Origin of the sequence: Methylobacterium sp. J-068 (assembly GCF_022829445.1) — a bacterium.
In the GTDB taxonomy this organism is placed as follows: domain Bacteria; phylum Pseudomonadota; class Alphaproteobacteria; order Rhizobiales; family Beijerinckiaceae; genus Methylobacterium.
In genome coordinates, this window is the sequence record NZ_JAKSXY010000092.1 from 139,254 (window position 1) to 159,189 (window position 19,936).

Genomic DNA, 19,936 nt, shown 5'->3' on the forward strand with positions numbered 1-19,936 from the left:
CGGGCCTGGTCCGAAGGCTTGGGATACGCTCCATGTCCACGAGCGGGATCACGCATTCGCCTCTTGCGGCAACGGCATGACCGGCTTGGCCGTGACACGGCGCAGCACACGGGCGAGTTGCTCGGCCGAGTACGGCTTGTGCAGAAGCTCGAAGCCGTGGTCGTCCCCGCTTGCCAGAACGTGGCTGTAGCCCGAGGCCAGCACCACCGGCAGTTCAGGGAGCCTGTCGCGCAGGGCCCTGGCGAAGGCGACGCCGCCCATTCCCGGCATGACGACGTCCGAAAACACGGCGTCGAAGCCACCCCCATCAGAGCCGATCATCTCCAGGGCCTCTTCGGCGTTGCTGGCCAGCGCCGTGACATAGCCGAGGTCGTCGAGGATCTGCGTGCAGAAACGGCCGACCTCGATGTTGTCCTCGACCACCAGCACGTGTTGCCCCGCCCCGACCGGAGCCAGCAGCTGGTTGGGGTCGACCTTCGGCGCATCCGACGGCTCGACCTCGACCTCTGGCAGGTAGAGGGTGAAGGTGGTGCCTACGCCGATCTCGCTCTCGACGTCGACGTCGCCGCCCGATTGCTTGGCGAAGCCGAACACCTGGGACAGGCCGAGGCCGGTGCCCTTCCCGACCTCCTTCGTGGTGAAGAACGGCTCGAAGATTTTCGAAAGCTGGTCCGGCGCTATGCCGGTGCCCTCGTCCGTGACGGAGACCGCCGCGAAGCGGCTCTGCGAGCCGGCGTGCCCTCGTATCGGAGGCATGGGTACGTTGCAGGACAGACGTAGGGTCAGCTTGCCCACGCCGTCCATGGCGTCACGGGCGTTCACGGCCATGTTGACCAGCGCCGTTTCGAACTGGCTGAGGTCGGCGCGGATGAAGCACGGACATTCCGGTACGACGGTGGTGACCTGTATCCGCGCACCCGTGACCGTATCGAGCATGTCGCTCACGCCGCGCACCCTTGTGCCGACGTCGAACACCTCGGGCTTCAGGGCCTGGCGTCTCGCGAAGGCGAGGAGCTGCCCGGTCAGCTTGGCGGCCCGGTCGACCGTATCCGAGACGGCGTCGAGATAGCGTTGCTTGCGGGCGTCGGGCAGTTCCGGGCGCCGCAGGAAGTCCACCGACGAGCGGATGATGGTCAGCAGGTTGTTGAAATCGTGCGCCACGCCGCCTGTGAGCTGTCCGACGGCCTCCATCTTCTGGCTCTGGCGCAGCGCCTCCTCGGCCGTCATCAGTTCGGCCGTGCGCTCCGAGACCCGCTGCTCCAGCGTCTCGTTCAGTGCCCGCAATTCCGCCGCGGCACGGTCGCGCTCCGCCTCGACGGCGCGCCGCCCATCCACGTCCAGGAGGACCCCCGGGAAGGTCAGCGGCGTACCGTCCGGCGCGTGCTCGACCCGGCCGTTCGCTTCCAGCCAGTAGTAGTTCCCGTCCGCACGTCGGGTGCGGTACTGGTGGGCGTAGGCCCCACCGCGCTGGATTACCTCCTCGATGGCCTTCGCCAGGCCGGCTTGGTCGTCGGGATGGACGGTCTCGACGATGCGGGCGAGCGGGATGCCTTCCCGACCGAGCGCCGGATCAACGCCGAAGGAACGCGCGAACGCCTCGTCGATTGTGAAGCGGTCGCTTGGCAGATCCCAGTGCCAGGTGCCGATGATCGCGCCGGCGGCCAGGGCGAGTTGGACGCGTTCCGCGTTCTCGCGTGCGAGAGCCTCGCTGGCGCGTAGGCGTTCCTCGGCATCGCGACGCTCGGTGACGTCGTTGAAGATCAGCGCGATCTGGAGGTCGGCAGCGTTCCCGACCGGGACGGCCCGGACGTCGAACCACCGCCCGAACGCCTTGGCATAGTTCTCGAAGTTTTCCGGCACCCTGGTTTTCGCGACACGACCGTAGGTCTCGAACCAGAAGCGCTCCAGGTCCGGGGCGAACTCGGTGACCCACTTGCCGCGCAAATTGACCCCGGCCTCGCGCTCGAAGGCGGGATTGGCCTCGACGAACAGGTAGTCCACCGGCACGTCGTCGGCGTCGAACTTGACCTGAACGATGGCGAAGGCCGCCTGGACGGTGTCTAGGATCGTCCGAAAGCGCTCCTCGCCCTGCCGAAGCGCCTCTTCGGCCCGTCGAAGCTCGGTCTCGTCACGGGCGATTTTCAGGAATCCGAGTTCCTGGCCGGCAGCGTCGCGCAGGGTCCGCATCGAACCGTTGAGGAAGACGCGACCACCGTCCTTGCGCAGGTGCCAGCGGACGTCGGGTGATCGGCCGTCGGCGCGCGCACCGGCGAGTTCCCGGGCCGGTTGTCCGGCCTCGCGATCCTCCGGCGTGAACAGCGTGTCGACGCCCCGACCGACAATCTCATCTTCGGCATAACCGAAGATCTCCGCGGCGCCGGCCGACCAACTCGTGACGGTCCGGTCGCCGTCGAGGGTCAGGATGGCGTAGTCGGTGGCAGCCCCGACGATGAGGCTCAGGCGCTGCTCACGTTCGCGAAGCTCGTCCGTAGCCACCTTCATCTCGGTGACGTCGTTGCCCTCGACGAAAATGCCGGTCACGACGCCGGCTCGGTCCCGGATCGGTTGATAGATGAAGTCAAGGATGCGTCGCTCGCTCGGCGCGCCGGGCGTGCGCTCCAGCCAGATCTCCATGCCGCGTCCGACGAACGGCTCGCCCGTGGCGTAGACCCGGTCGAGCAGGTCGAAGAACGGCTGCCCGTCGACGTCGGTGAGTGCCTCGCGGACGGTGAGGCCGACCACGTCGCGTCCGCCGATCAGGCGTCGGTAGGCGTCGTTGGTGAGCTCGAAGCGATGGTCGGGTTCGCGCAGCACCGCCATAAAGCTCGGAGCTTGCTCGAACATCTCGTGCAGGCGGTCGCCCTCGGCCTTCAGGGTCAAGTTCAGCCCCTGCAGGCTGCCTTCCAACTCCTTGCGCCGGGTGGTCTCGGTGAGGATCGAAATGACCCCGCCGATCCCGTTCGGTGCGGTATCGTCGTCGATGGGACTGAAGCCGTAGGTCCAGTAGGCATCTTCCAAACAGCCGTTGCGCAGGATCGGCACGTGCTGGTCCTCGTACCAGGTGTGGCCGCCGCCGCTGCGGACCCTGTCCACCTCCGTGCCGATGACGGGCCAGATCTCGCCCCAGCTCTCCGCCGCCGGCCTCCCAAGCGCGGATGGATGCCGCTCCAGACCGGCCGAGGGCACGAATCCATCGTTGTAGAAGAAGATCGCCTCCGCCCCCCAAAAGATATGCATGGGGTGGTGGCTGTTCAGCAGAAGCCTGACGGCCGTGCGCAGGCCGGCCGGCCAATTCTCCGGGGGCCCGAGCGAGGTCGTGCTCCAGTCGAACGCGCGCATCCGCGACGCCATCTCGCCGGAACCATCGAGGAACGTGATCATGGGGCCGCTTCCCGGACTTTCGGAAGGATGGCCTCGGGCCGTGGCCTCGGCGGCGTACCGGGTTCCGTGGTCTCGATGGCGGTGAACTTTCCGTCCGGCGCATAGGTGGCACCCAACACGGTTCTGAAGTGGCGGCGCACCCGGGAATGGCAGTCGCAGCAGGCGGCTTCCGTCCGTGCCCTATCGAGCATGTGGATGCGGCCGTGTCCGAGATGGATCAGGCCCTGGCGCTGAAGGTTGGCGAGCACCCCGGTCATGTGGGAGCGTCCGACCCCGAGCATGTTGCCCAGTACGGCTTGGGTGACCGGCAGGTCGTCGGTTCCGAGCCGATCCTGCAGGCCTAGAAGCCAGCGCAGGACGCGCTGCCCGATGGGATGGCCGGCGTTGCAGGCGACCGATTGCAGGACTTGGGCGAGCATGCAGTCGGCGTAGCGCACGAATAGGTCGTTCAGCGTCGGCGATGCCTTCTTGGCCTCCCGGAGGCGGTCGGCGTCCATTCGAAGCGCGGAGCCCTCCACCAGGACCACGCATCGGCTGAAGGCTGGCAGGTATCCCTGGCTGACTACCCCGCCAATGGCGCCCTCGTGCCCAACCGTGGCCGTCTCGACGGTTCGGTCGCTGCACAGGGGGACCACAAGGGTCGCCACGGTTCGGTTGAGGGGGAATGTGACGTGCGAGACGTCGTCATCGACCTGAAAAAGCGTGTCACCGCGCGGATGGTCGCGGCGCACGACATGAGGCTCCAACAAAGCCGCGTCCCGAGGGTCGAGAGCGGAAAGCAGGAGATTGCCTTCGAATGGATTGGAAGGATGGCTCGACATGGAATGAGAATTTCGCGGCCGGTGGAACGGCCACCGTGGTCGCCGTATGGCATGAGCGATTATCTGCCACAATCGAGCCTTTGTCGTTTTTTGTCATATTGTCGTGAGCCGTCGCGCAAAGCCTGCGTCGCAGATGGCGGACGTGCCCGGCCAAGACGTCCGCCACCGGCCAGGATGCCTATTTCTGGCTCGGAAGCGGAAGGGTGACGGTCACGCTCAATCCGTCCGGCTCGAATGAGGTCTCGACCGTCGCGCCTACCTGAAGCCTGAGCACGCGGTTGAGAAGCTGGGAGCCGAAGCCCTCGCGCGCCGGCGGGGCGACGGGCGAACCGCCCCGCTCGTGCCAGGTCCAGAGTAGGGCTTGGCCATCCGGGACGTCCTGAAGCGACCAGCGGACTTCCAGCCGGCCTGACGGGTGGCCCAACGCACCATGCCGGATCGCGTTGGTAGCCAACTCGTGCAGCGCCATGCCCATCGGAACCGCCTGCTCGGAAATCAACCTGACCCTCGGGCCGTCGAGTGTCACGCGCTGGCGTCCCGGCTCGTCGTAGGCCTCCAACTCGGTCCGCAGGAGTCCCTCGAAGGTGACAACCTGGCCGGCGTCCTCGGTGATGAGGGCATGCGTCTTGGCGAGCGAGGCGATCCGGTTGGTGAAGGCTTGGCGGAACTCGGCCAGGCCGCCGGTCGAGCGCAGGCTCGCGTTGAGGATGGCCTGGACGGTAGCCAGCGTGTTCTTCACACGATGGTGGAGTTCCCGGACCATCAGGGCCTGGCGGTCCTCCGCGGCCCGGCGGTCGGTGATGTCCCGCTGGGCGGAGACCCAACGCGTGATGCGCCCGTCGTCGTCGCGCAACGGGGTGATCAGCCACTCGACGACATAGGTCGTGCCATCCTTGCGGTAGTTGAGTGCCTCGCCCTGGAACGCCTCGCCGGCGAGGAAGGCGGCCCGCATCCGGTCGAGTACGGCCCGGTCGGTCAGGGGGCCCTGCAGGAGGCGCGGGGAGCGGCCCAGGACCTCGTCGGCCGCGTAGCCGGTCATCCGGGTGAAGGCGGCATTGGCGTACTCGATGGTGGGTCCCGGCTCGTCAAGCACGGCCGAGGTGATGATGATGGCCTCGCCGGTCGCCTCGACCGCGGCAAGGAGCACGTCCGGATCGGGCCGGCCACGCCTTGCCTCCTCGTCCTCAAACACGGTCGCCTCCGGTCCCGGCCGCTCGCGTCAGGCCTGGACGGGCAACCGGCGGACCAAACATCGGTTGCCGACTTTCCGGGGGATGAAGGTGCGGGTTGCGGTCGCGTCCCGTTACCGGGCGCTCGACGGGCTACCACCCGATATCACTCGCCACCGGCCTCATGTGGGACGTCGTTCCTGAGTGCCGCGAGGTTGCCGCGAACTTCCATGCCCCTGATGCGGTGGTGAAGGCTGAGGTTCATCATACCTTCTGCGGAGGCATGGTGCCCGTCGCACCTGAGGATCTCTGAGATCCTCGCCAACTCACGCGCGAAGGCCTCATGGCCGACGGCACCGCGTGCGAGACGGTCCAGCTCGAAAAAAGCTCCCGCCTGGGCGCCCGTGACGCCCCTCGCTGCCGTGCCGCGGCGGAACTTGGATCTCCGGAAGTCACGCTAATTCGAAAAATTGAAAAGCGGGCCTCAAAGCTTGGCGACGAGGAGCCCCAGGCCGAACCCGACGAGGCCTGCCACGACGAGGGAGGCATGCGGCCACTCGGTCGAGCGCTCGTGGACGTCGTGCAACTGCCGCTTGCCGTGGTCGTAGGCGTCCTCGGCATAGTCGGAGACCTCGTCGGCGACGTGCCGGGCCGCGTCCTTGGCCTGCCCGTAGAGGTTCTCGGCCGAGCCCTGGGCCTCGTGGAGGCGCCCCTTGACCGAGTCGTCATGCGACCCGACCAGGTCTCCGATGGCGCCCTGCGCCTTGCCGGCGAGATCCTTCGCGGCGCCCGTGATGCGGTGCGTGTCGACCATGATCGTCCTCCAGCTCGGCTCGGATGGGTTGTGCGACGGCCCGCGAGATCCTTGGCGGCAGCGACTTGACGCATTGCAGACCTGGTATCGCGATGCGTCGGCAGCGGATCAAAAACGATTCGTGTGCAACCTTGTTCCGGCCAAGCTCATGGTTTCCGGGACATGTGCACTATGACCCCGGTCGGACCGACCGGATATCGATGGGCTCCGTCGTGACGTTCTGAATACTGGGTTCGATGGATCAATGACTTGAAGCCGGCTCGCCGGCATCCGATTTGTCGAGCGGCGATAGATGGAGGAAGTCATGGCCAAATCACCCAAGCGCGAGGTCTTCCACTCGACACCCAAGAAGGACGGCAATGGTTGGGTCGTCCAGCAAGGAGGCGAGGTGGTTTCGAACCATCGCAAGCAGGCCACCGCCGAACGTGCCGCGGTGAAGGCCGGCCATGCGGCGCAGGATGCCGGCGGCCTTGGGCAGGCCGTCCTGCATAAGAGCGATGGTACGATCCGTGAGGAGCGAACCTACGGGGCGGATCCCAAGAAGTCGCCCGGTTGAGTTAGCTCTCGGGGAACAGGCGCCACTTGGGTCGGACCTCGACCGTTTCTTCATCGCTTCCGCCGAAGATGCCGCCGTTAATTCTAGGTGGCGGGCATGGTCGGGCGGAACGAGGTCTGGAACGCGGCCGCGAGGATACGGGCGAGGCCGCCCGGGCAGGACGGCTGGAAGGAGCGTGTTTCCGTTCGGTCGGTGAGGAAGGAACTCGGGAAGGGGTCCTTCAGCGACATCGCCCGGCCGCTCTTCAATTGGAAGCGGGTCGAGAAATACCAGCCAATCATCGAGGAGGCTGCGCTGCCGGATGCGTTCGCGACCCGGCTGGCGACGCTTGGGCGGGAGATGCTGGAGCAGGCTCGGATCGAGGTGACCAGGGAGCGGCTGGCTGAGTACGCCGCCCGCTAGGATGGTGCCGCCCGGGAGCGATCCACGCTCGAAGAGGCCTTGGATAGGGTCGAGGAGCTAGAGGAGGAGGTGGCGGCGCTGCGACTTCAGGTCGACCGGTCGCGCCCCGGCGGCGAGACGTCGCCTGATACTCGCCCGGTCCTTCCCGAGCCGCCGGTGGCGTCCGATCCGGATGCCCCCGACCTGGCCGGGTTCGTCGAGACCCTGATGGGCAGGAAGCGGGCCCGGGATGCCGACGCGTTTTGGCAGGACGTGCGGGATGCGGTCGAGGCGTCGATGCGCAGGAAAGGTCCCATGGCCATCGACGGGCTCTTTCGGGCGCTGCCGGACCGCCTGAAGGCGCGCGGCGCGGAGGTCGGGCTACCGCTGACGCCGGCATGGTTGCGCTACCACCTCCTTCGGCTGTCGGAGGCGGTCGAGGGGGTGGCGGAGATCGAGGGGAGGTTCAGCCTCGCACCGGTCGCTCCGGCGGTCGACGAGGCGGCGGGCATACAGGAGTCCGCCGAGGCCGACCTCCTGGGCAAGCGCCCCTTCTGGCGCATGTTCGTCCTGAGCGTGCACCAGATCCTGGTGGAACACGGCCCGTTGCCGGTCGAGGATATCCTGGCGAGGATGCCGTCCCAACTGGTCCTCGAAACGAGGCGTTTCCAGAAGATCATGCCCGGCCGGCTGCGTTACAAGCTTCGGGTCCGCATCGACGAGCACCGGCCGTTTGAGGAGCTGGCCGACGGCAGGTTCGCCGCCCTGACCGGCGAGGTGCCTTGGGATGGTGAAGTCCCGTTGTTGCAGATGGCGCGGACCGGGTAGCCTCGGGTCTCGGTCTGGACGGGAGACGATTCGGTGACCCCAGGTGAGATCAAGGCGAGGGTCCAGGGCGCCTACTTGAAGGCGCTGGAGGACCGGTTCCGGCAGATGCAGCGCGGCTCGAACATCGACGACCTGTTCCGGAACGTGAAGCTGTATGGCCGGGATGCCGGGACCGACTTCGTCGAGACGAACCTTGGCCGGATCGTTCAGGAGGCCGTCGACCGGGCCGAGTGCAAGGAAGCCTCTCTGGAGATGACCACCTATGGCTTCGGCAAGGGCGCACTCGCTGGCATGGAGCAGGCACTGCGGGACGCGACGGGCCTGAAAGTCGAGATGTACGGAACCACCCTCCGGCTAATCTGGGCCGAGGCGAGCCCTGGCCTGATCTAGGGACCGATCAAGGCTTCCTGCGCCCGGCCCGAGGTTTCGCAGCGGGCGGGCGAGCGGTGCGGGCGCCCGCGATGACGGTCTTCGGCGAGCGGGGCGATTGCGGCTTGATCGCCGACTTGGAGACTGCCTTCGGTCCGGCCGGCCGCTTCCTGGCCGGCGACGTGATCGCCTTCGAGGCGAGCTCTTTCCGGACGGTCGCGACGACGCGCCGGATGCCCTGGGCGACGTTGAGGTAGGCATCGTCGGCGCTGCGCCAGCGGGTCGCCTTCTTGCCGTCTTCTGGCAGGAGCTTGAAGCCCGCGGCGGAGGTCGATTTCCAGTCGCAGGGCCGCACGACGACCGCGACGACCTGCATGGTCCTGTTGGCGCGCCGGTTCATGGCGCGCCGGTATTCGATTTTCCAGCAGTAATTGCTGGCGAGGTAATCGGGGCTGAGCAGGCCCACGAAAACGTGGGCGTTCCGGAGCGCGCGGGAGATTTCCGTGTCGAGCTTGTCGCCGGCGTTGAGGTCACCGTCGAACCAGGTCGTGACGCCGTCGCGCTTGAGTGGCGCCAGATGGGTTTCGAGGCGGGCGCGGGCGTCCGCATCGCGATGCGAGTAGGACACGAAGACGCGAACCTCGGGCTTTTCCGACGTCGCCTTCGGCGGGAAGGCGGCCTTCGGCGTCGGTCGCGACGCGGCGGCTGCCTTGGGAGGGGCGACGGACTTCTTGATTGGGTTGAGGGCGCGGGCGCGCATGGAAGCCCCCGTCGTGATCACGGCCAAGTTCGGGATTCATGCGTCCCGAACCTGTTTTGTTCCGTTCGTCGATGGGGATGGCTGTGTATCCGCCGCATCGGTTGCGGGACGGTGGCCGTTGGACTCCGAGGGTAGCCGGCACGACGGACGCCGTCTTCGACGTGCAGATCGAGGTAGGACGCCGTCCGATCCCGGATGAAGATCAGTACCGACGGATCGCCGCCGTCCGTCCTGACGCTCGCCTTCACGATGTCGACGCCCGCCAGCGTGAACATATTGGGGAGGCCGAAAGCCGAGATCATCCCCCCTTCCGGACGGCGTCCCGCCTGGCCTCGCCAGCCTTGTTCAGGGACTCCACGACGGCCGGCTGGAAGGCGCGAACCCTGTGGTCGTCGACGTTTTTCTCGAAGGCAGAAATGTCGATCTCGATATCAATCTTGAGCATGCCCCGACGGTGCGGACGGTGTCCGCAACGGACAACCCCGCCTGCGGACGGCGTCGGCCTCGGACACCGTCCGGATTTGCCGTTTTCGGCCCCGAGGGGGAGAATCCCTCATTCCCCCGGAGGCCACCATGACCCAGATGATGACCGTATTCCCCACGCCCGGCACGCCCCTCCCGTCCCCAATCGAGAGCGCCTCTGCGCAGGCGGCCGCCGGACGCCGGGGCGAGGCCCAGCGCAAGAGGGAAGAGCGCGCGGAGCGGAAGGCGCAGGGGCTGCCAGACCCGCGGGTGGTCGATACGGCAATCGTCTCCGCCTTGGCGACCGTCCTCGTGAAGGGCAACGCGGCCGCCCGCATCCAGGCCAAGGGTGGCGACATGAGCATTTTCCGCCTGCCGCTGGAGACCCTGATGGCCGAGGCCATGCTGACGCTCACTCAGGGGCGCCACATCGACAGGAAGACCGCCGGAAAGGTGCTGGCGCAGCGACTCCGGATTGTGTGATCACGCGTTACAGCCGGATGCCGTCCAGCGGATTATCCGTTACTCACTAAAGAAGTAACGGGGCGCTAACCCTACACGAAATGGATCGCCTGTTTCTGCGTCCAGCCCAGGGACAGGTGTTGGCTCCCCATCGACGGGTAAATCTCGACCTGCGATCGTCTCCTCACACCGAGCGCTGAGGAGACCCCCGATGAGCCAGACCCCCCACGCAATCGTTGCCCCCTTCGACGCTGCTGGCCTCGGTCTCGCGGGCGTCCTCCATAGGGCTCGCCAGGACCGCCTCGCCGCGCAGGCCCATGCCGATGCCGTGCAGGCCAACCGCAACATTCACGCCTCCCAGCGCGCCGCCCGGGCCGTCGATGCCCTGCGTCAGGTGCTCTTCGCGACCCAGGCCGAGAACGCCGCCTTGGTGTCGGAGAACGCCCGCCTGCAGCGCGAGCTCGCTGCCTCGAAGGCGGAAACCCTCCGGGCGAAGGGCTTGCTCGTCCGCGTGATGAGGGCAGCCTGAGACGACATTCGGTGTGCGCACGTCAGCACACCGTGTGTGCAAGCGGGGTGGCACAACAGTTTTCTTGGGGGGTGCGCGCGCATGTCGCAGGGTGCCATCCGAGCATCAAAAAGGCCCGCTCCGGTCATCCCGGGCGGGCCTGTTCGTTGAAGCGGGTTGGCTTACATCGCGGGGGCGTACCGCTCGGGCTCCTGGTCCAGCATCTCCTCAATGACCCGCTTCAGCGTCTCATCGTCTCGGATGTTCGCCCGCATCTCAGGCATGATCTGCGCCGCCGCACAGAGGGCGCTCCGGTACTCCGCCGGGGTGGGGGTGAGCGGAAGCCCTTCGATCTGGCGTAGGCCCGCCATGTGGCTGCCGACCCGGTGGGCGCCGTAGCGGTCGATCTGCATCAACTCGGAGGCGTTGAGAGAATTCAGCCACGCCGCGCTGGCCTCGTCCAGGCCCTCGGTCGAAGGCTCGTCGTTGAGGGTCAGCATCGCACTGGCGTAGGCGGAGGCGATGCGGCCCTTCGCGAGGATTGGGTCCAGCGGAATCGGCGTGGCCGCCGGCTTCACGGTGACGGCGGATCCGAGTGCGGGGACCGAGACGGCAGACGTCGCGGATTCGGCTTTCGTAGCGATGGCATCGAGGGCGTCCTCGACCTCGGCATGGGCGCCTACGGGCGGGCGGAGGCTGTCCCGAACCGAGCGAAGGACCCATCGGCCAGATTCCCAGACGGCCTTTACGGTGAAGGTGGTCGCCATGGCGAGGGCGACGGCGAATGCGCGGAGGGCTGCTTTAAGCATGAGGGGTGGGTGTCCTGTCCTGGTGGTGAGATCTTGATTGTTCCGGTGGGCTACGAAATCGACTAGGGGGTGAGCCCGAGCTCCGGGGCTGGGGTCTCGAAGATCCGCTCGCGCAACTCGACCGGGATCTGTTTCCGGTTAGTCCAGACGGCCCTGAGGGCGTGCGAGGCCTGGGTCTGATCGAGCTCGGACAGGCTGGCGACGACATGCCCGACGTGGCTGTGGGCGGCGCTCCAACCGATCCCGTTCCGGATGGCGGCGCGGTCCTCATCCAGACCTGAGAGGACGCGGCAAGCCTGCAGGACGGCGATGCGGACGCCCTCGTCACCGGCGCGATCCCACCACTCGATGATCCTCTCCTTACCGAGGCGGGCGATCACCGCGGCGATCATGGCCTCGACCTCGGTCACGAGCTCGGCGGCGATCCGGGCGGCCCTTGCCGTGGGCTGATCCACGTTGTCGAGAATGGCCACGGCCCACTCGCGCTTCCGCTTCGTCCACGCCCAGGGCTTGCCGTCGAGGCATTCCCGTAGTCGGGCGACGGCCTGCGCCCTCTCGGCCCCGTGCTCCAGCCAGTCTCTGTCGGCCTCCTAGAGCCGCTCGATGCGCTCCTGCTCCTTCAGGGCGTCGGCCTTGACCTCGGCGGCGGCCACGACAGCGAGGACCTCCTCGTCGCTCGCGGCCGGGATGCTTTCCCAGCAGACGGGCGTCCGGTCATCCCACGAGAAACCAACGACGCGCATGGCGTCCCTGTGGGCGGCGTAGGCGCGCTGGAACACCGAGGTGTCTGCCGGCTCCGAGCGCCACAGGGTCTTCGGCCCGTTCCTGGTGTTGCGCTCGCCGACGCGGCGCCACGAGAGCCCCAGGCAGGCGAGCGGCAGGGCCTGCGTCACGGGGACGGGAGAGTGAGCCGCCGAGACCGCCGAGGCAGCGATGGCCCCGAGGACGATGGCGAGGAGGATGAGGCTGAACATCGTGGGTGTGCTCCTGTCGAATCCGTCAACTGACGTATTAAACCACCCGACCCTGCGATGGGGAATGCCATAAGACAGACAAAGCGCACCATGCGACAATTGAGAATTTCTGGTGTATTGATGGTATCACTTAATCGGCTGTGGCTTTTGGAATTCTTTGACATTCGTATGAATTGAAATTCTTGCGAATACGCGGATCGGCGCTATCTTTGTCGGAGGAATCGACAAAGGCGTACCTTAATGACCACCGGTGGGACCGTCCTCAAGAGGAGTGACGTTATCGATAGGCTGCGGGCGGCATGCAAAGCCGTAGGCGGCCAGAAGGTGTGGGCAGACCGTCACGGTCTGAGCTTCGGCTACCTGAATGACGTCCTGAACGGACGCCGCCCGCCTGGGGACTCAGTCCTGCGCACGATCAATCTCCAGCGCGCGGAGCCGACCTTTGAGCCGCGTCGGCCAAGAGAAGTCGTCATCCACGCCGCGGACGGGTCCGTTCTCGTGGCCGCGTGGGCATCGTGATGGCCGACGCCGTCCCCGACCTCTCCGGCCTGCTCGACGCCCCCGTGGGAATCGAGGCCGCCGTGTTGGCCAAGGGCGAGCCGTGGTTCTCGTCCGAGATCGCTGGGCTCCAGTTCTATCGCTACGACGCCCGGGACGAGATGACCGGGACGCGCCTTCGCCCGCAGCCGGGCGACCGGCTCCACATCGTCCGTGATCCCGAGAACGAGTACGACGGGAACGCTTGCCAGATTTGGTGGAGGAACGAGCACATGCTCGGGCACCTCCCCCGCTATGCCGCGGCCCAGGTTGCCCCGCTCCTCGATGCCGGCGCGGCCGCCCGGGTGTATGTCGTGGACCCCGGCGACGGCGAGGCCTGGAGCCTCCGTGCCCTCGTCGTCGGCGCCGCGGCCACTCCTTTATATGAGCGCCACATCGAGCACGTCGTCCGGGACGCCCTGGAGGCCCCGGCGCGCCCGAAGAGAGAACGCCGTCTCCAGCGTCGGGCGGAGCGTTTCACGCACATCCTGCAGGCCCATCGCAGGCGCCGCCTTGCCGACGCGGCCGAGACCCTGATGGCGGTCGGATTCGAGCCGGCCCTTCCAGCCATCGGATCGCGCATCGACCTGTCGGACCTCGCCGGGGATCTGGCGTGCTCCGATTCGACCGTGGTCCGCATCGGGAAGAAGGCCGGCGTCGTCATCAGCCGGTACGACTATTACGCGGAGCTCACCCAGGCATTCGCCGACGAGATCCGCGCCTGGGCCCGCGCCCCCCGCAGCAAGCTGGATCGCGCCTCGGTCTACGTCCCCCGCATCCAGGCGGAGACCTCGGCCAATGTCTGAGCCCCCCCGCTCATTCGTCGATGGCCTCTACCGCCTGGATGCCGTCGAGACCCGACGGCGCCTCGCCACCGCCATGGCCGCGGCACGTGCCGGCACGGATGGGGATGCCCTGCGCCGGGTCGAGGCCGCGCTGCTCCGGACGTCACGCTGGGCGATCAGGCATCTCGATGCCGCCATCGCCGAGGCCGAGCGCCCGGCTCGAACGCCCGCCGAAAAACTGGCGGAGGCCGCCCGGTACGAGGAAGAGCCGCCTGGGTGCTGATCGCCCCGTCGCGTGCCCGGCGGCAGGGGCACTCCGATCCAGGTCATCCCATCATCGAGGTCGTCATGAGCAAGCACAGCCCCCACGCCCACATCGCCGGTGAGGTCGTCGCCTCCGGGTCTCGCCCGGCCAATGAAGTCGCTGACCGGATCATCGCGCGCCTCGCGTCCGACGGGTACCGCATTGTCCACGACGGCCAAGTCGGTCCAATGCAGATCGTCATTGATCTTTCCGGCGAGGAGCCGGCCCGCAAGTTCCTGGAAGCCGTGCGTGCTGCCGCAGCCCTGCCGCTCCCCGCCGACCGCGCCGCCTGAGGTCTCCGTCGCGCGCCCGGCGACAGGGGCGCTGCCGTTCGATCACCCCCGCACATCAGGAACGTCCCATGAGCACGACCCCCACTCAGACAATAGACGGCGCCATCTCGACCGCGATCCGCCAGCGCCTCGGCATGGCCCCCCTCGGGACGGCACACGCCGTGCGGGAGTCCTTGGCCGACGCCGGATTCGAGATCGTCCCCATGACGACTTTGGGCGCCGTCTACGTCCTGACGCCCGAGGGCGAGGATCTCGCCGCAAATTTGTCGAGGGGGTGTCCCTGACGCAGGAGGATATCTCCGCCGGGGGCGAGGACCTGGAGCGGGAGATCGAGGGGGACGAGGCCCGGTATTTCGTCCGCCTCGGCACGCAGTGTGAGGCCACTCCCATCGACTAACTCAGAACCGTAACACGAATCCCTCACAGGTTAACCAGAGACTAACCAAGCAAAAACTGCGGACTTGTGTTTTTCCTGGCTGCGTGAAATCTACTGCAGGTGAGCACCTGTTAATCTCGGTGCACTTTAGGTCCCGCTCCGCCAGTCAATTGACTCGCGGAGTCATGGGCGCGTGTGTTTCTATCCTGACAGCGAGGGAGCAACCCTCTGCAGGAGGCTACACGACATGACCAACATCAAGCATCTCTCGTCCACCGCTGAGTTCGCCCATGACATGCTCATGAAGGCGTACCTCAACAGTGAGGACATGAAGGGGCTCTCGCCCAAGCGTCAGGCCGTGAGGATGGCGAAGGTCTTCGAGGCCAACGATTTGGTCTTCGGCGCCTTCCCGGATCTCCCGGATTTGGCCAAGCCGTGCGGCGCCGATTTCGCCGAGATCAAGGGCGGTGCTGAGGTGCTGCTGAGAATGCAGGCCGAGGGCGAGACCTCGTTCCACATGACCGCATTCATGTGCAACGACCGAGCCGAGGCCGAGCTGTTCGCGCAGATCTACGCGTGGCGCCAGCGCGAGATCGACACCCAGGGACGGGCGAGCGACGAGATCAAGCGCTTCTGGGAGCGCATGACCCCGCAGGGCCGCATCGAGAGCGCCCAGGAGGGCGGCCTAGGCGCCACGGCCGAGCAGTGGGCCGCGCTCATGGACGACCTGAAGGGGGCCGCCCGCCTCCTGGATCAGGTCCGTCGGAACATGCGCTTCGCCGCCGAGTAGGCCTGCCTACCAACCAAGGATGACGGCCCCGGAGCGATCCGGGGCTGTCTTCGTTTCAGAGGTCCCCCTCCCACACGACCGGGTTGACCGTGACGCCGTAGGGGCAATCCCCGGACCGGGCTGGACGGAAATCCGACCCGCCGCATTTCAGGCAGACGTACGAGGCGACGCTCGGGTTCTCCGGCGCCCAGCCCCTGCGGTCTGTGGCCGACAGGGTGGCGAGGTAGGCGCGCATCGATGCGACCTCCGATTCGGCCTCGGACCGGGTAACGGCGTAGGCCACCCACCCGCACGCAAGGCAGGTCACCTCGCCGGGACCGACGACGCGGTCACGCCTCGCCATCATCGTCCTCATCAGGCTGTCCAAGGAGACGCTCTTCGGGAATCGTGGGCGTCGCCGCGAGGCGCTCGCGGATCTCGTCCAACGTCACCGGCCTATAAGACCACCGATCGGCACCGACGTCGCAGGACTGTGAGGTGTCCGGCAACTTGCCGTGAGTGTGCCCAAACAGATTGATCCCGCCTCGCCATGCGGACACCCACGCCCTCATCGGGTAATGGCAAAGGGTGAGGCGAACGCCCTCGATCTTGGGCGTGGCCAGCATGTGCTGTGCGTGCCACGGGAGGTTCGTCACCTTGGACTTATCGTGGTTGCCCTTCACCAGGATCTTCCTGGCGCCCCGCAGGCGCTTGAAGATCTGAGCGCATCGCTCCGGGGTTACGCCCATCGCGAAGTCGCCAAGGTGCCAAACTTCGTCGCGCGGACCAACAACGCTGTTCCATGCCGCGATCAGGGCCTCGTCGTGCTCCTCGATGGAGCCGAACGGGCGGCCCGACATGGCGAGGATGCCCTTGTGGCCGAAGTGGGTGTCAGCGGTGAAAAAGGTACGCATCTTGGCAGCTTCCGTTATGGGGCTGCGCATGCGCGTCACGCCCCGGGGATGGGTCTTTCGGGCGGGCGGGGGCGTAATATTCGTTTCACGGGACGCCTCGTTGTCCGGGGGAATCGAAGGGATCGCAGCTCGCGAATCCCTGGGCAAGCGGGACTGTCAGACACGGTTACGGATTCCCTGGCCTTGACGTAGCAACCTCGGCGTATCGGTCAGCCTCAAGGCCAACGCGGTTTCCGATGACGGCACCGGCCAACGCACAGATCATCCAGATTGCGACACCGAACCCGGAGCCGCCTGTCGCTATTCCTATCGAGCCTCCCACGAGCAGTCCCGACACGATGCCGATGCCCCCTCCGACTACCGTGAGCCGGGCCTCTCTCTTTCGCCTTTTTGGGAGGGCTCGGTCGGCCTTGCCAATGGCTCGACCAACCTTTCGGATAGACCTCTGCAACCAACTGGTTTGGGGCTTCATCTGTACGATACAAGGCGGCTTGGCGCCGCCCATACTCACTAGATCAATGCGCTGCCGGTGTCGTGAAACCCCTGTCCGGGGGCTTACCTCGATGGAGGTCGTCATACACAGCGCGGCACCAGGGCAGATACTGCGAGGGACCTCTTCTTCCCCACGGCTTCGGCCTCGGACAGGACGCAGTGATGGCCACCAGCAACGCGTCGAGGCTGACCCGTGGCCCGACCCTGGCTAGCATCTTCTCGGTGTCGTTATCGCCCCTACGATGAGGGCACCACCGGCACGACACGCGGATACGCCGATATGGAAATTCGCCAAGGTTCCTGGGTTCCTGCTGCCTCTTCATTCACCCTCCGGACTCGACTCCCGAACGCATATCGTTCACGATCTGTTCCTATCGCGGGGGGCATGGAGGTGACGTTGGACGAGCTCGCAAGCGTCTATCTGGAGGCCTCCAGCGGCGACGCCCGGAATGCCCTGCGCCGGGCCTTGGCCGACGCGATGACTGAGATTGCGACCGTGTCCGGCCAGGTCAGCCGGGGCTACGTCCGAGCGGGCAGGCCGGCGGACTTGACACGCAAGCTCGGTCGCGACCGGCGGGAACGCGAGGCTCAGGCGACGGTCGGCTGAGCTCGCTTGCGCTGCCGGGACGTTCGCCCCTCGGCGTAGGCCTGGGCCGACACGGAACGCCGACGCGCTGTTTCGGCCGCGACGTCCTTGATCCCGCGCTGGCGCTGATGCTCGGCAACGAGTTGGGCCTTGAGCTCGGTGCTGTCGGGAAGCTCGACGTCGATCCTGGCGAGCCGCAGCGCCTCGACCCAGGCCGTCATCGGCTTCGCCTTCAGGGCGAGCATCTCGTCACGGGTGTACCGGCGCGTCATGCCGTTGGCGTCAGTGACGTGGAGCAAATCGCTCTTGGCATGGTCCATCACCAGGCCGACCAGATTCGATGAAATGCCCGCCTCTTCCTGCAGGTATGAGGCGAACGCCCGCCGGACGTCGTGGGGCGTGGCCCGGCAGCCGGGCATCGCAGCGACGTCGTGGGACAGGGTATCCTCGTGGAGGTGCCAGTCCGTCCGGTCCCCGACCCGGCGCGCCCGGACCTGCGGGAACATCCAAGGCGACCTCAGCCTCCCGGCCGCCAGTGCATCCTCGGTGGTGCGCTCGATGTAGGCTTGGCACCGGTGCCAGGCGACCGGGGGCAGGGGGATGGCATGGCTACCGGCGAACGGGTCCCGCGCCGTCGGGCTTCCCCGGCCGACCTTCCGGTGCCCTTCCCACCAGATCCCCCAGCCATCGCGTTCGGGCCAGGGCAGGAACTCCTCGACGCGCGCCTTGCAGATCGATAGGCGGCGCTGCGCCGTGAACACGAGAAGCTCGACCGCGAACCCGACCGAATCCACGAGGATGCCGGTCTGTGCAATCGACAGCATGATCGCGACCTCCGACACGAACGGGAAGTGCTGCCTCGACTTCGTGTCCCCGAGCTTCGGGGCCTTGAGCTCCTCCATCGCCTTCCGCGCGGCACCGCTGAGGCGGACCTGCCCGGGCTCCGCCATCCAGGCCCAGAACCTTTTCGAGACGCGGACGACGTCGCGGGCTTGGCTTCGCTTGCCCTCGCGCACCAGCCCGGCCACCGCCTCGGCGACATCGGGCGCCTGGATGCGGGAGACGAACCGGTCGTCGAGGGCGCGCATCGCCGGGCAGCCGATCACGCTCCGATAGTTCCGAACGGTGTCGGGCCGGTAGACCTGAGCCGGGCTCTCCGCCTCGGCCTTCAAATGCACGACCCACGCCTCCCGAGCCTGCCGGTAGGTCCACGTCTCCGGGGCGCGATTTTTCGGCATGTGGGCCGGGACAACCACCGCCTCGCCCTTGGTTGCCTTCGCCAACAGGGCCGCCCGCTTGAGGGCGATCCAGGCCGGGTCCGGAACGCCGGCGCCTTCCTCCACGTGGAGGCGGACGGCAGCCCCGACGGAGCGGGCCTGCACCGGCGTCCACTCGTCCGCGTCGCCGAGGCGAATGCGCAGGGGCTCGCCCTCGTGCCGGAACCGCATCGAGTAGACCGCCGCCGTCGGCGTCAGCCGGAGCGTGGCGCCCTCGCACCCGCCGATGCTGACGTCACGCGCCGCCGCCCGGGTCGCGCGGGCGTCCCTGATCAAGTCGTCGATCTGCTTGCCGGTGAGGACGGCGACGGCTTTCCGTGGCATGCATGGCTCCGAGGTAGGCGTCTGCTCTACCGCGTAGCGCACCCGTAGCAAATGCGATTGGCCAATTCCGGTATTCGGATCCCCAGGGACGGGACCGGCCAGGGTTTGCCGGACCCTTCGGAATGGCCCGAAAACGGGGCCTCTGCAGAGGGGAAACGCCTTTCAACTGAGTCCCTTGGTGACAGGGGGCGAGGGGCCTGCTACCACCGTTTCGGCGCCCCGACTCCGTAGCTCAGCTGGATAGAGCAGCCGCCTTCTAAGCGGCAGGTCGTTGGTTCGAGCCCAACCGGGGTCGCCACTCCCTCTATGATGACGCTGAAAGTCGATGACTGTTCGGCCTCGTTGTCCAACTCTGAATTTGGCGGGCTCGCAGATGGGACGGCGGTTCACTTGAACTTTACGTGGCCCATCCCGCCTTTCGAGAGCGTCCGACGAGACGCTTTTCTCGTATAAGGCTCGGCCGTGTCGGTGGTCCGCCAGTCGAAGATCGCCATCATCTGATGCATCGCTGCCCCGTTCTCGGCTGCGAGGACGGCGCCCGCTTTGTGAAGCCCATGGCCGTTGCAGTGCGGCAGCCCCGCTTGGACGCGCCAATCCTTGACCTTGTTGCCGAAGCTGTTCGACGTGAACGGTTTACCCCATTCGCTGACGAGGCATGTGTCCTGGCCACTCGGACAATCCTCGATCGCTTTGGCGCGTTCGGAGAGAACCGGGATGTCCGGGGTCATCGGCTTGGAGTTGCCCCCTTGTGGTGCGCGTAGGTTCCCGACAAAGCCGACGCCAAGACGAGCGATCCCGGCTGTGATACTGGTTCCGGCTGATCACTTCGGATCACTGGATCGCGACGGGCTCCCTCTCCTGGAAGGAGAGGGTTGGGGTGAGGTGTAGTCCATCTCCGGAGAGGTCACGCACCTCACCCTGTCCCTCTCCTTCCAGGAGAGGGGACCCGCGCTCCGTCTCGTCAGCTGTCCGACCTAATCTACCG

General features: G+C 66.7%; 26 protein-coding genes and 1 tRNA gene. 13 read left to right on the plus strand and 14 right to left on the minus strand.

Annotated elements, in window-relative coordinates:
* Window positions 1-48: 48 nt before the first annotated feature.
* From MKK54_RS15325 to MKK54_RS15340, 4 genes are all read right to left on the minus strand, one after another.
* Complete coding sequence (locus tag MKK54_RS15325) at window positions 49-3,381, minus strand: PAS domain S-box protein (protein ID WP_244012054.1); 3,333 nt, start codon at window positions 3,379-3,381, stop codon at window positions 49-51.
* The gene (locus tag MKK54_RS15330) at window positions 3,378-4,202 is read right to left on the minus strand and encodes a Crp/Fnr family transcriptional regulator (RefSeq protein WP_244012055.1); all 825 of its coding nucleotides are present in this window, start codon (window positions 4,200-4,202) and stop codon (window positions 3,378-3,380) included. Before MKK54_RS15330 ends, MKK54_RS15325 begins: the two co-directional genes overlap by 4 nt.
* Before the next feature lie 178 nt (window positions 4,203-4,380).
* Window positions 4,381-5,394 (minus strand): HWE histidine kinase domain-containing protein, encoded by a 1,014-nt coding sequence (locus MKK54_RS15335; RefSeq protein ID WP_244012056.1) that lies wholly within the window; start codon window positions 5,392-5,394, stop codon window positions 4,381-4,383.
* Window positions 5,395-5,855: 461 nt separating this feature from the next.
* A complete protein-coding gene (locus MKK54_RS15340) occupies window positions 5,856-6,185 on the minus strand; it encodes a CsbD family protein (protein ID WP_244012057.1) in 330 nt (109 codons plus the stop codon).
* A 304-nt stretch (window positions 6,186-6,489) separates the two neighbouring features.
* On the opposite strand from MKK54_RS15340, the gene MKK54_RS15345 reads away from it, so the two are divergent.
* From MKK54_RS15345 to MKK54_RS15360, 4 genes are all read left to right on the plus strand, one after another.
* Entirely contained in the window at window positions 6,490-6,741 is a 252-nt protein-coding gene (locus MKK54_RS15345; protein ID WP_244012058.1) for a DUF2188 domain-containing protein, read from the plus strand.
* A 96-nt stretch (window positions 6,742-6,837) separates the two neighbouring features.
* On the plus strand, window positions 6,838-7,143 hold the full coding sequence (locus MKK54_RS15350) for a DNA-binding protein (RefSeq protein ID WP_244012059.1): 306 nt from the start codon (window positions 6,838-6,840) through the stop codon (window positions 7,141-7,143).
* A gap of 39 nt (window positions 7,144-7,182) precedes the next feature.
* Window positions 7,183-7,950, plus strand: a complete 768-nt coding sequence (locus MKK54_RS15355) for a hypothetical protein (RefSeq protein ID WP_244012060.1) — start codon at window positions 7,183-7,185, stop codon at window positions 7,948-7,950.
* Between the two features lie 33 nt (window positions 7,951-7,983).
* Complete coding sequence (locus MKK54_RS15360) at window positions 7,984-8,340, plus strand: hypothetical protein (protein WP_244012061.1); 357 nt, start codon at window positions 7,984-7,986, stop codon at window positions 8,338-8,340.
* 7 nt (window positions 8,341-8,347) lie between these two features.
* Here the strand turns inward: MKK54_RS15360 and MKK54_RS15365 are convergent, their stop codons facing one another.
* The 3 genes from MKK54_RS15365 to MKK54_RS15375 are packed head-to-tail and all read right to left on the minus strand — an operon-like array spanning window position 8,348 to window position 9,524.
* Window positions 8,348-9,100 carry a toll/interleukin-1 receptor domain-containing protein gene (locus tag MKK54_RS15365; RefSeq protein ID WP_244012082.1) on the minus strand — a complete coding sequence of 251 codons (753 nt, stop codon included), beginning with the start codon at window positions 9,098-9,100 and terminating at the stop codon, window positions 8,348-8,350.
* Window positions 9,097-9,381 carry a hypothetical protein gene (locus MKK54_RS15370; RefSeq protein WP_244012062.1) on the minus strand — a complete coding sequence of 95 codons (285 nt, stop codon included), beginning with the start codon at window positions 9,379-9,381 and terminating at the stop codon, window positions 9,097-9,099. The genes MKK54_RS15365 and MKK54_RS15370 overlap by 4 nt, the downstream gene beginning before the upstream one ends.
* Window positions 9,378-9,524: a hypothetical protein gene (locus MKK54_RS15375; RefSeq protein ID WP_244012063.1), complete on the minus strand. Its 147-nt coding sequence runs from the start codon at window positions 9,522-9,524 to the stop codon at window positions 9,378-9,380. Before MKK54_RS15375 ends, MKK54_RS15370 begins: the two co-directional genes overlap by 4 nt.
* A gap of 128 nt (window positions 9,525-9,652) precedes the next feature.
* Here MKK54_RS15375 and MKK54_RS15380 point away from each other — a divergent pair, with 128 nt between their 5' ends.
* Together MKK54_RS15380 and MKK54_RS15385 are read left to right on the plus strand one after the other, a co-directional pair.
* Window positions 9,653-10,024, plus strand: a complete 372-nt coding sequence (locus MKK54_RS15380; protein ID WP_244012064.1) for a hypothetical protein — start codon at window positions 9,653-9,655, stop codon at window positions 10,022-10,024.
* A gap of 190 nt (window positions 10,025-10,214) precedes the next feature.
* Window positions 10,215-10,532: a response regulator receiver protein gene (locus MKK54_RS15385; protein WP_244012065.1), complete on the plus strand. Its 318-nt coding sequence runs from the start codon at window positions 10,215-10,217 to the stop codon at window positions 10,530-10,532.
* 161 nt (window positions 10,533-10,693) lie between these two features.
* Here MKK54_RS15385 and MKK54_RS15390 read toward each other — a convergent pair whose 3' ends face one another.
* The 3 genes from MKK54_RS15390 to MKK54_RS15400 all read right to left on the minus strand — a co-directional run bounded on the left by MKK54_RS15390 (window position 10,694) and on the right by MKK54_RS15400 (window position 12,294).
* Window positions 10,694-11,278 (minus strand): hypothetical protein, encoded by a 585-nt coding sequence (locus tag MKK54_RS15390; RefSeq protein ID WP_244012066.1) that lies wholly within the window; start codon window positions 11,276-11,278, stop codon window positions 10,694-10,696.
* Window positions 11,279-11,382: 104 nt separating this feature from the next.
* Complete coding sequence (locus tag MKK54_RS15395) at window positions 11,383-11,793, minus strand: hypothetical protein (RefSeq protein ID WP_244012067.1); 411 nt, start codon at window positions 11,791-11,793, stop codon at window positions 11,383-11,385.
* A gap of 117 nt (window positions 11,794-11,910) precedes the next feature.
* On the minus strand, window positions 11,911-12,294 hold the full coding sequence (locus MKK54_RS15400) for a hypothetical protein (RefSeq protein ID WP_244012068.1): 384 nt from the start codon (window positions 12,292-12,294) through the stop codon (window positions 11,911-11,913).
* Window positions 12,295-12,812: 518 nt separating this feature from the next.
* Here MKK54_RS15400 and MKK54_RS15405 point away from each other — a divergent pair.
* The 5 genes from MKK54_RS15405 (at window position 12,813) to MKK54_RS15425 (ending at window position 15,379) form a co-directional block, all read left to right on the plus strand.
* Window positions 12,813-13,637, plus strand: a complete 825-nt coding sequence (locus tag MKK54_RS15405; RefSeq protein WP_244012069.1) for an HIRAN domain-containing protein — start codon at window positions 12,813-12,815, stop codon at window positions 13,635-13,637.
* Complete coding sequence (locus tag MKK54_RS15410; protein ID WP_244012070.1) at window positions 13,630-13,899, plus strand: hypothetical protein; 270 nt, start codon at window positions 13,630-13,632, stop codon at window positions 13,897-13,899. The genes MKK54_RS15405 and MKK54_RS15410 overlap by 8 nt, the downstream gene beginning before the upstream one ends.
* Window positions 13,893-14,213 (plus strand): hypothetical protein, encoded by a 321-nt coding sequence (locus tag MKK54_RS15415; RefSeq protein WP_244012071.1) that lies wholly within the window; start codon window positions 13,893-13,895, stop codon window positions 14,211-14,213. The genes MKK54_RS15410 and MKK54_RS15415 overlap by 7 nt, the downstream gene beginning before the upstream one ends.
* A gap of 68 nt (window positions 14,214-14,281) precedes the next feature.
* A complete protein-coding gene (locus MKK54_RS15420) occupies window positions 14,282-14,497 on the plus strand; it encodes a hypothetical protein (protein ID WP_244012072.1) in 216 nt (71 codons plus the stop codon).
* Window positions 14,498-14,836: 339 nt separating this feature from the next.
* Window positions 14,837-15,379: a hypothetical protein gene (locus tag MKK54_RS15425; RefSeq protein ID WP_244012073.1), complete on the plus strand. Its 543-nt coding sequence runs from the start codon at window positions 14,837-14,839 to the stop codon at window positions 15,377-15,379.
* A gap of 55 nt (window positions 15,380-15,434) precedes the next feature.
* On the opposite strand, the gene MKK54_RS15430 is transcribed toward MKK54_RS15425, so the two are convergent.
* Both MKK54_RS15430 and MKK54_RS15435 read right to left on the minus strand, forming a co-directional pair.
* Window positions 15,435-15,614: a hypothetical protein gene (locus MKK54_RS15430; RefSeq protein WP_244012074.1), complete on the minus strand. Its 180-nt coding sequence runs from the start codon at window positions 15,612-15,614 to the stop codon at window positions 15,435-15,437.
* Between the two features lie 94 nt (window positions 15,615-15,708).
* The gene (locus MKK54_RS15435) at window positions 15,709-16,272 is read right to left on the minus strand and encodes a metallophosphoesterase family protein (protein ID WP_244012075.1); all 564 of its coding nucleotides are present in this window, start codon (window positions 16,270-16,272) and stop codon (window positions 15,709-15,711) included.
* 883 nt (window positions 16,273-17,155) lie between these two features.
* On the opposite strand from MKK54_RS15435, the gene MKK54_RS15440 reads away from it, so the two are divergent.
* The gene (locus MKK54_RS15440) at window positions 17,156-17,371 is read left to right on the plus strand and encodes a hypothetical protein (RefSeq protein ID WP_244012083.1); all 216 of its coding nucleotides are present in this window, start codon (window positions 17,156-17,158) and stop codon (window positions 17,369-17,371) included.
* On the opposite strand, the gene MKK54_RS15445 is transcribed toward MKK54_RS15440, so the two are convergent.
* On the minus strand, window positions 17,353-18,951 hold the full coding sequence (locus MKK54_RS15445) for a hypothetical protein (RefSeq protein WP_244012076.1): 1,599 nt from the start codon (window positions 18,949-18,951) through the stop codon (window positions 17,353-17,355). The two genes, MKK54_RS15440 and MKK54_RS15445, sit on opposite strands and share 19 nt — an antisense overlap.
* Before the next feature lie 221 nt (window positions 18,952-19,172).
* On the opposite strand from MKK54_RS15445, the gene MKK54_RS15450 reads away from it, so the two are divergent.
* A tRNA-Arg gene (locus tag MKK54_RS15450) sits at window positions 19,173-19,249 on the plus strand.
* An 88-nt stretch (window positions 19,250-19,337) separates the two neighbouring features.
* On the opposite strand, the gene MKK54_RS15455 is transcribed toward MKK54_RS15450, so the two are convergent.
* Window positions 19,338-19,679, minus strand: a complete 342-nt coding sequence (locus tag MKK54_RS15455; RefSeq protein ID WP_244012077.1) for a hypothetical protein — start codon at window positions 19,677-19,679, stop codon at window positions 19,338-19,340.
* Window positions 19,680-19,936 lie beyond the last annotated feature (257 nt).

Bases quoted from the DNA above. Each gene is read 5' to 3' on its own strand.
- MKK54_RS15350 (WP_244012059.1), top strand. From the start codon at position 6,838: ATGGTCGGGCGGAACGAGGTCTGGAACGCGGCCGCGAGGATACGGGCG.
- MKK54_RS15405 (WP_244012069.1), top strand. From the start codon at position 12,813: ATGGCCGACGCCGTCCCCGACCTCTCCGGCCTGCTCGACGCCCCCGTG.
- MKK54_RS15455 (WP_244012077.1), bottom strand. From the start codon at position 19,679: ATGACCCCGGACATCCCGGTTCTCTCCGAACGCGCCAAAGCGATCGAG.
- MKK54_RS15380 (WP_244012064.1), top strand. From the start codon at position 9,653: ATGACCCAGATGATGACCGTATTCCCCACGCCCGGCACGCCCCTCCCG.
- MKK54_RS15375 (WP_244012063.1), bottom strand. From the start codon at position 9,524: ATGCTCAAGATTGATATCGAGATCGACATTTCTGCCTTCGAGAAAAAC.
- MKK54_RS15390 (WP_244012066.1), bottom strand. From the start codon at position 11,278: ATGGCGACCACCTTCACCGTAAAGGCCGTCTGGGAATCTGGCCGATGG.
- MKK54_RS15420 (WP_244012072.1), top strand. From the start codon at position 14,282: ATGAGCACGACCCCCACTCAGACAATAGACGGCGCCATCTCGACCGCG.
- MKK54_RS15385 (WP_244012065.1), top strand. From the start codon at position 10,215: ATGAGCCAGACCCCCCACGCAATCGTTGCCCCCTTCGACGCTGCTGGC.
- MKK54_RS15370 (WP_244012062.1), bottom strand. From the start codon at position 9,381: ATGATCTCGGCTTTCGGCCTCCCCAATATGTTCACGCTGGCGGGCGTC.
- MKK54_RS15425 (WP_244012073.1), top strand. From the start codon at position 14,837: ATGACCAACATCAAGCATCTCTCGTCCACCGCTGAGTTCGCCCATGAC.
- MKK54_RS15345 (WP_244012058.1), top strand. From the start codon at position 6,490: ATGGCCAAATCACCCAAGCGCGAGGTCTTCCACTCGACACCCAAGAAG.
- MKK54_RS15400 (WP_244012068.1), bottom strand. From the start codon at position 12,294: ATGTTCAGCCTCATCCTCCTCGCCATCGTCCTCGGGGCCATCGCTGCC.
- MKK54_RS15340 (WP_244012057.1), bottom strand. From the start codon at position 6,185: ATGGTCGACACGCACCGCATCACGGGCGCCGCGAAGGATCTCGCCGGC.
- MKK54_RS15430 (WP_244012074.1), bottom strand. From the start codon at position 15,614: ATGCGCGCCTACCTCGCCACCCTGTCGGCCACAGACCGCAGGGGCTGG.
- MKK54_RS15410 (WP_244012070.1), top strand. From the start codon at position 13,630: ATGTCTGAGCCCCCCCGCTCATTCGTCGATGGCCTCTACCGCCTGGAT.
- MKK54_RS15445 (WP_244012076.1), bottom strand. From the start codon at position 18,951: ATGCCACGGAAAGCCGTCGCCGTCCTCACCGGCAAGCAGATCGACGAC.
- MKK54_RS15435 (WP_244012075.1), bottom strand. From the start codon at position 16,272: ATGCGTACCTTTTTCACCGCTGACACCCACTTCGGCCACAAGGGCATC.
- MKK54_RS15325 (WP_244012054.1), bottom strand. From the start codon at position 3,381: ATGATCACGTTCCTCGATGGTTCCGGCGAGATGGCGTCGCGGATGCGC.
- MKK54_RS15330 (WP_244012055.1), bottom strand. From the start codon at position 4,202: ATGTCGAGCCATCCTTCCAATCCATTCGAAGGCAATCTCCTGCTTTCC.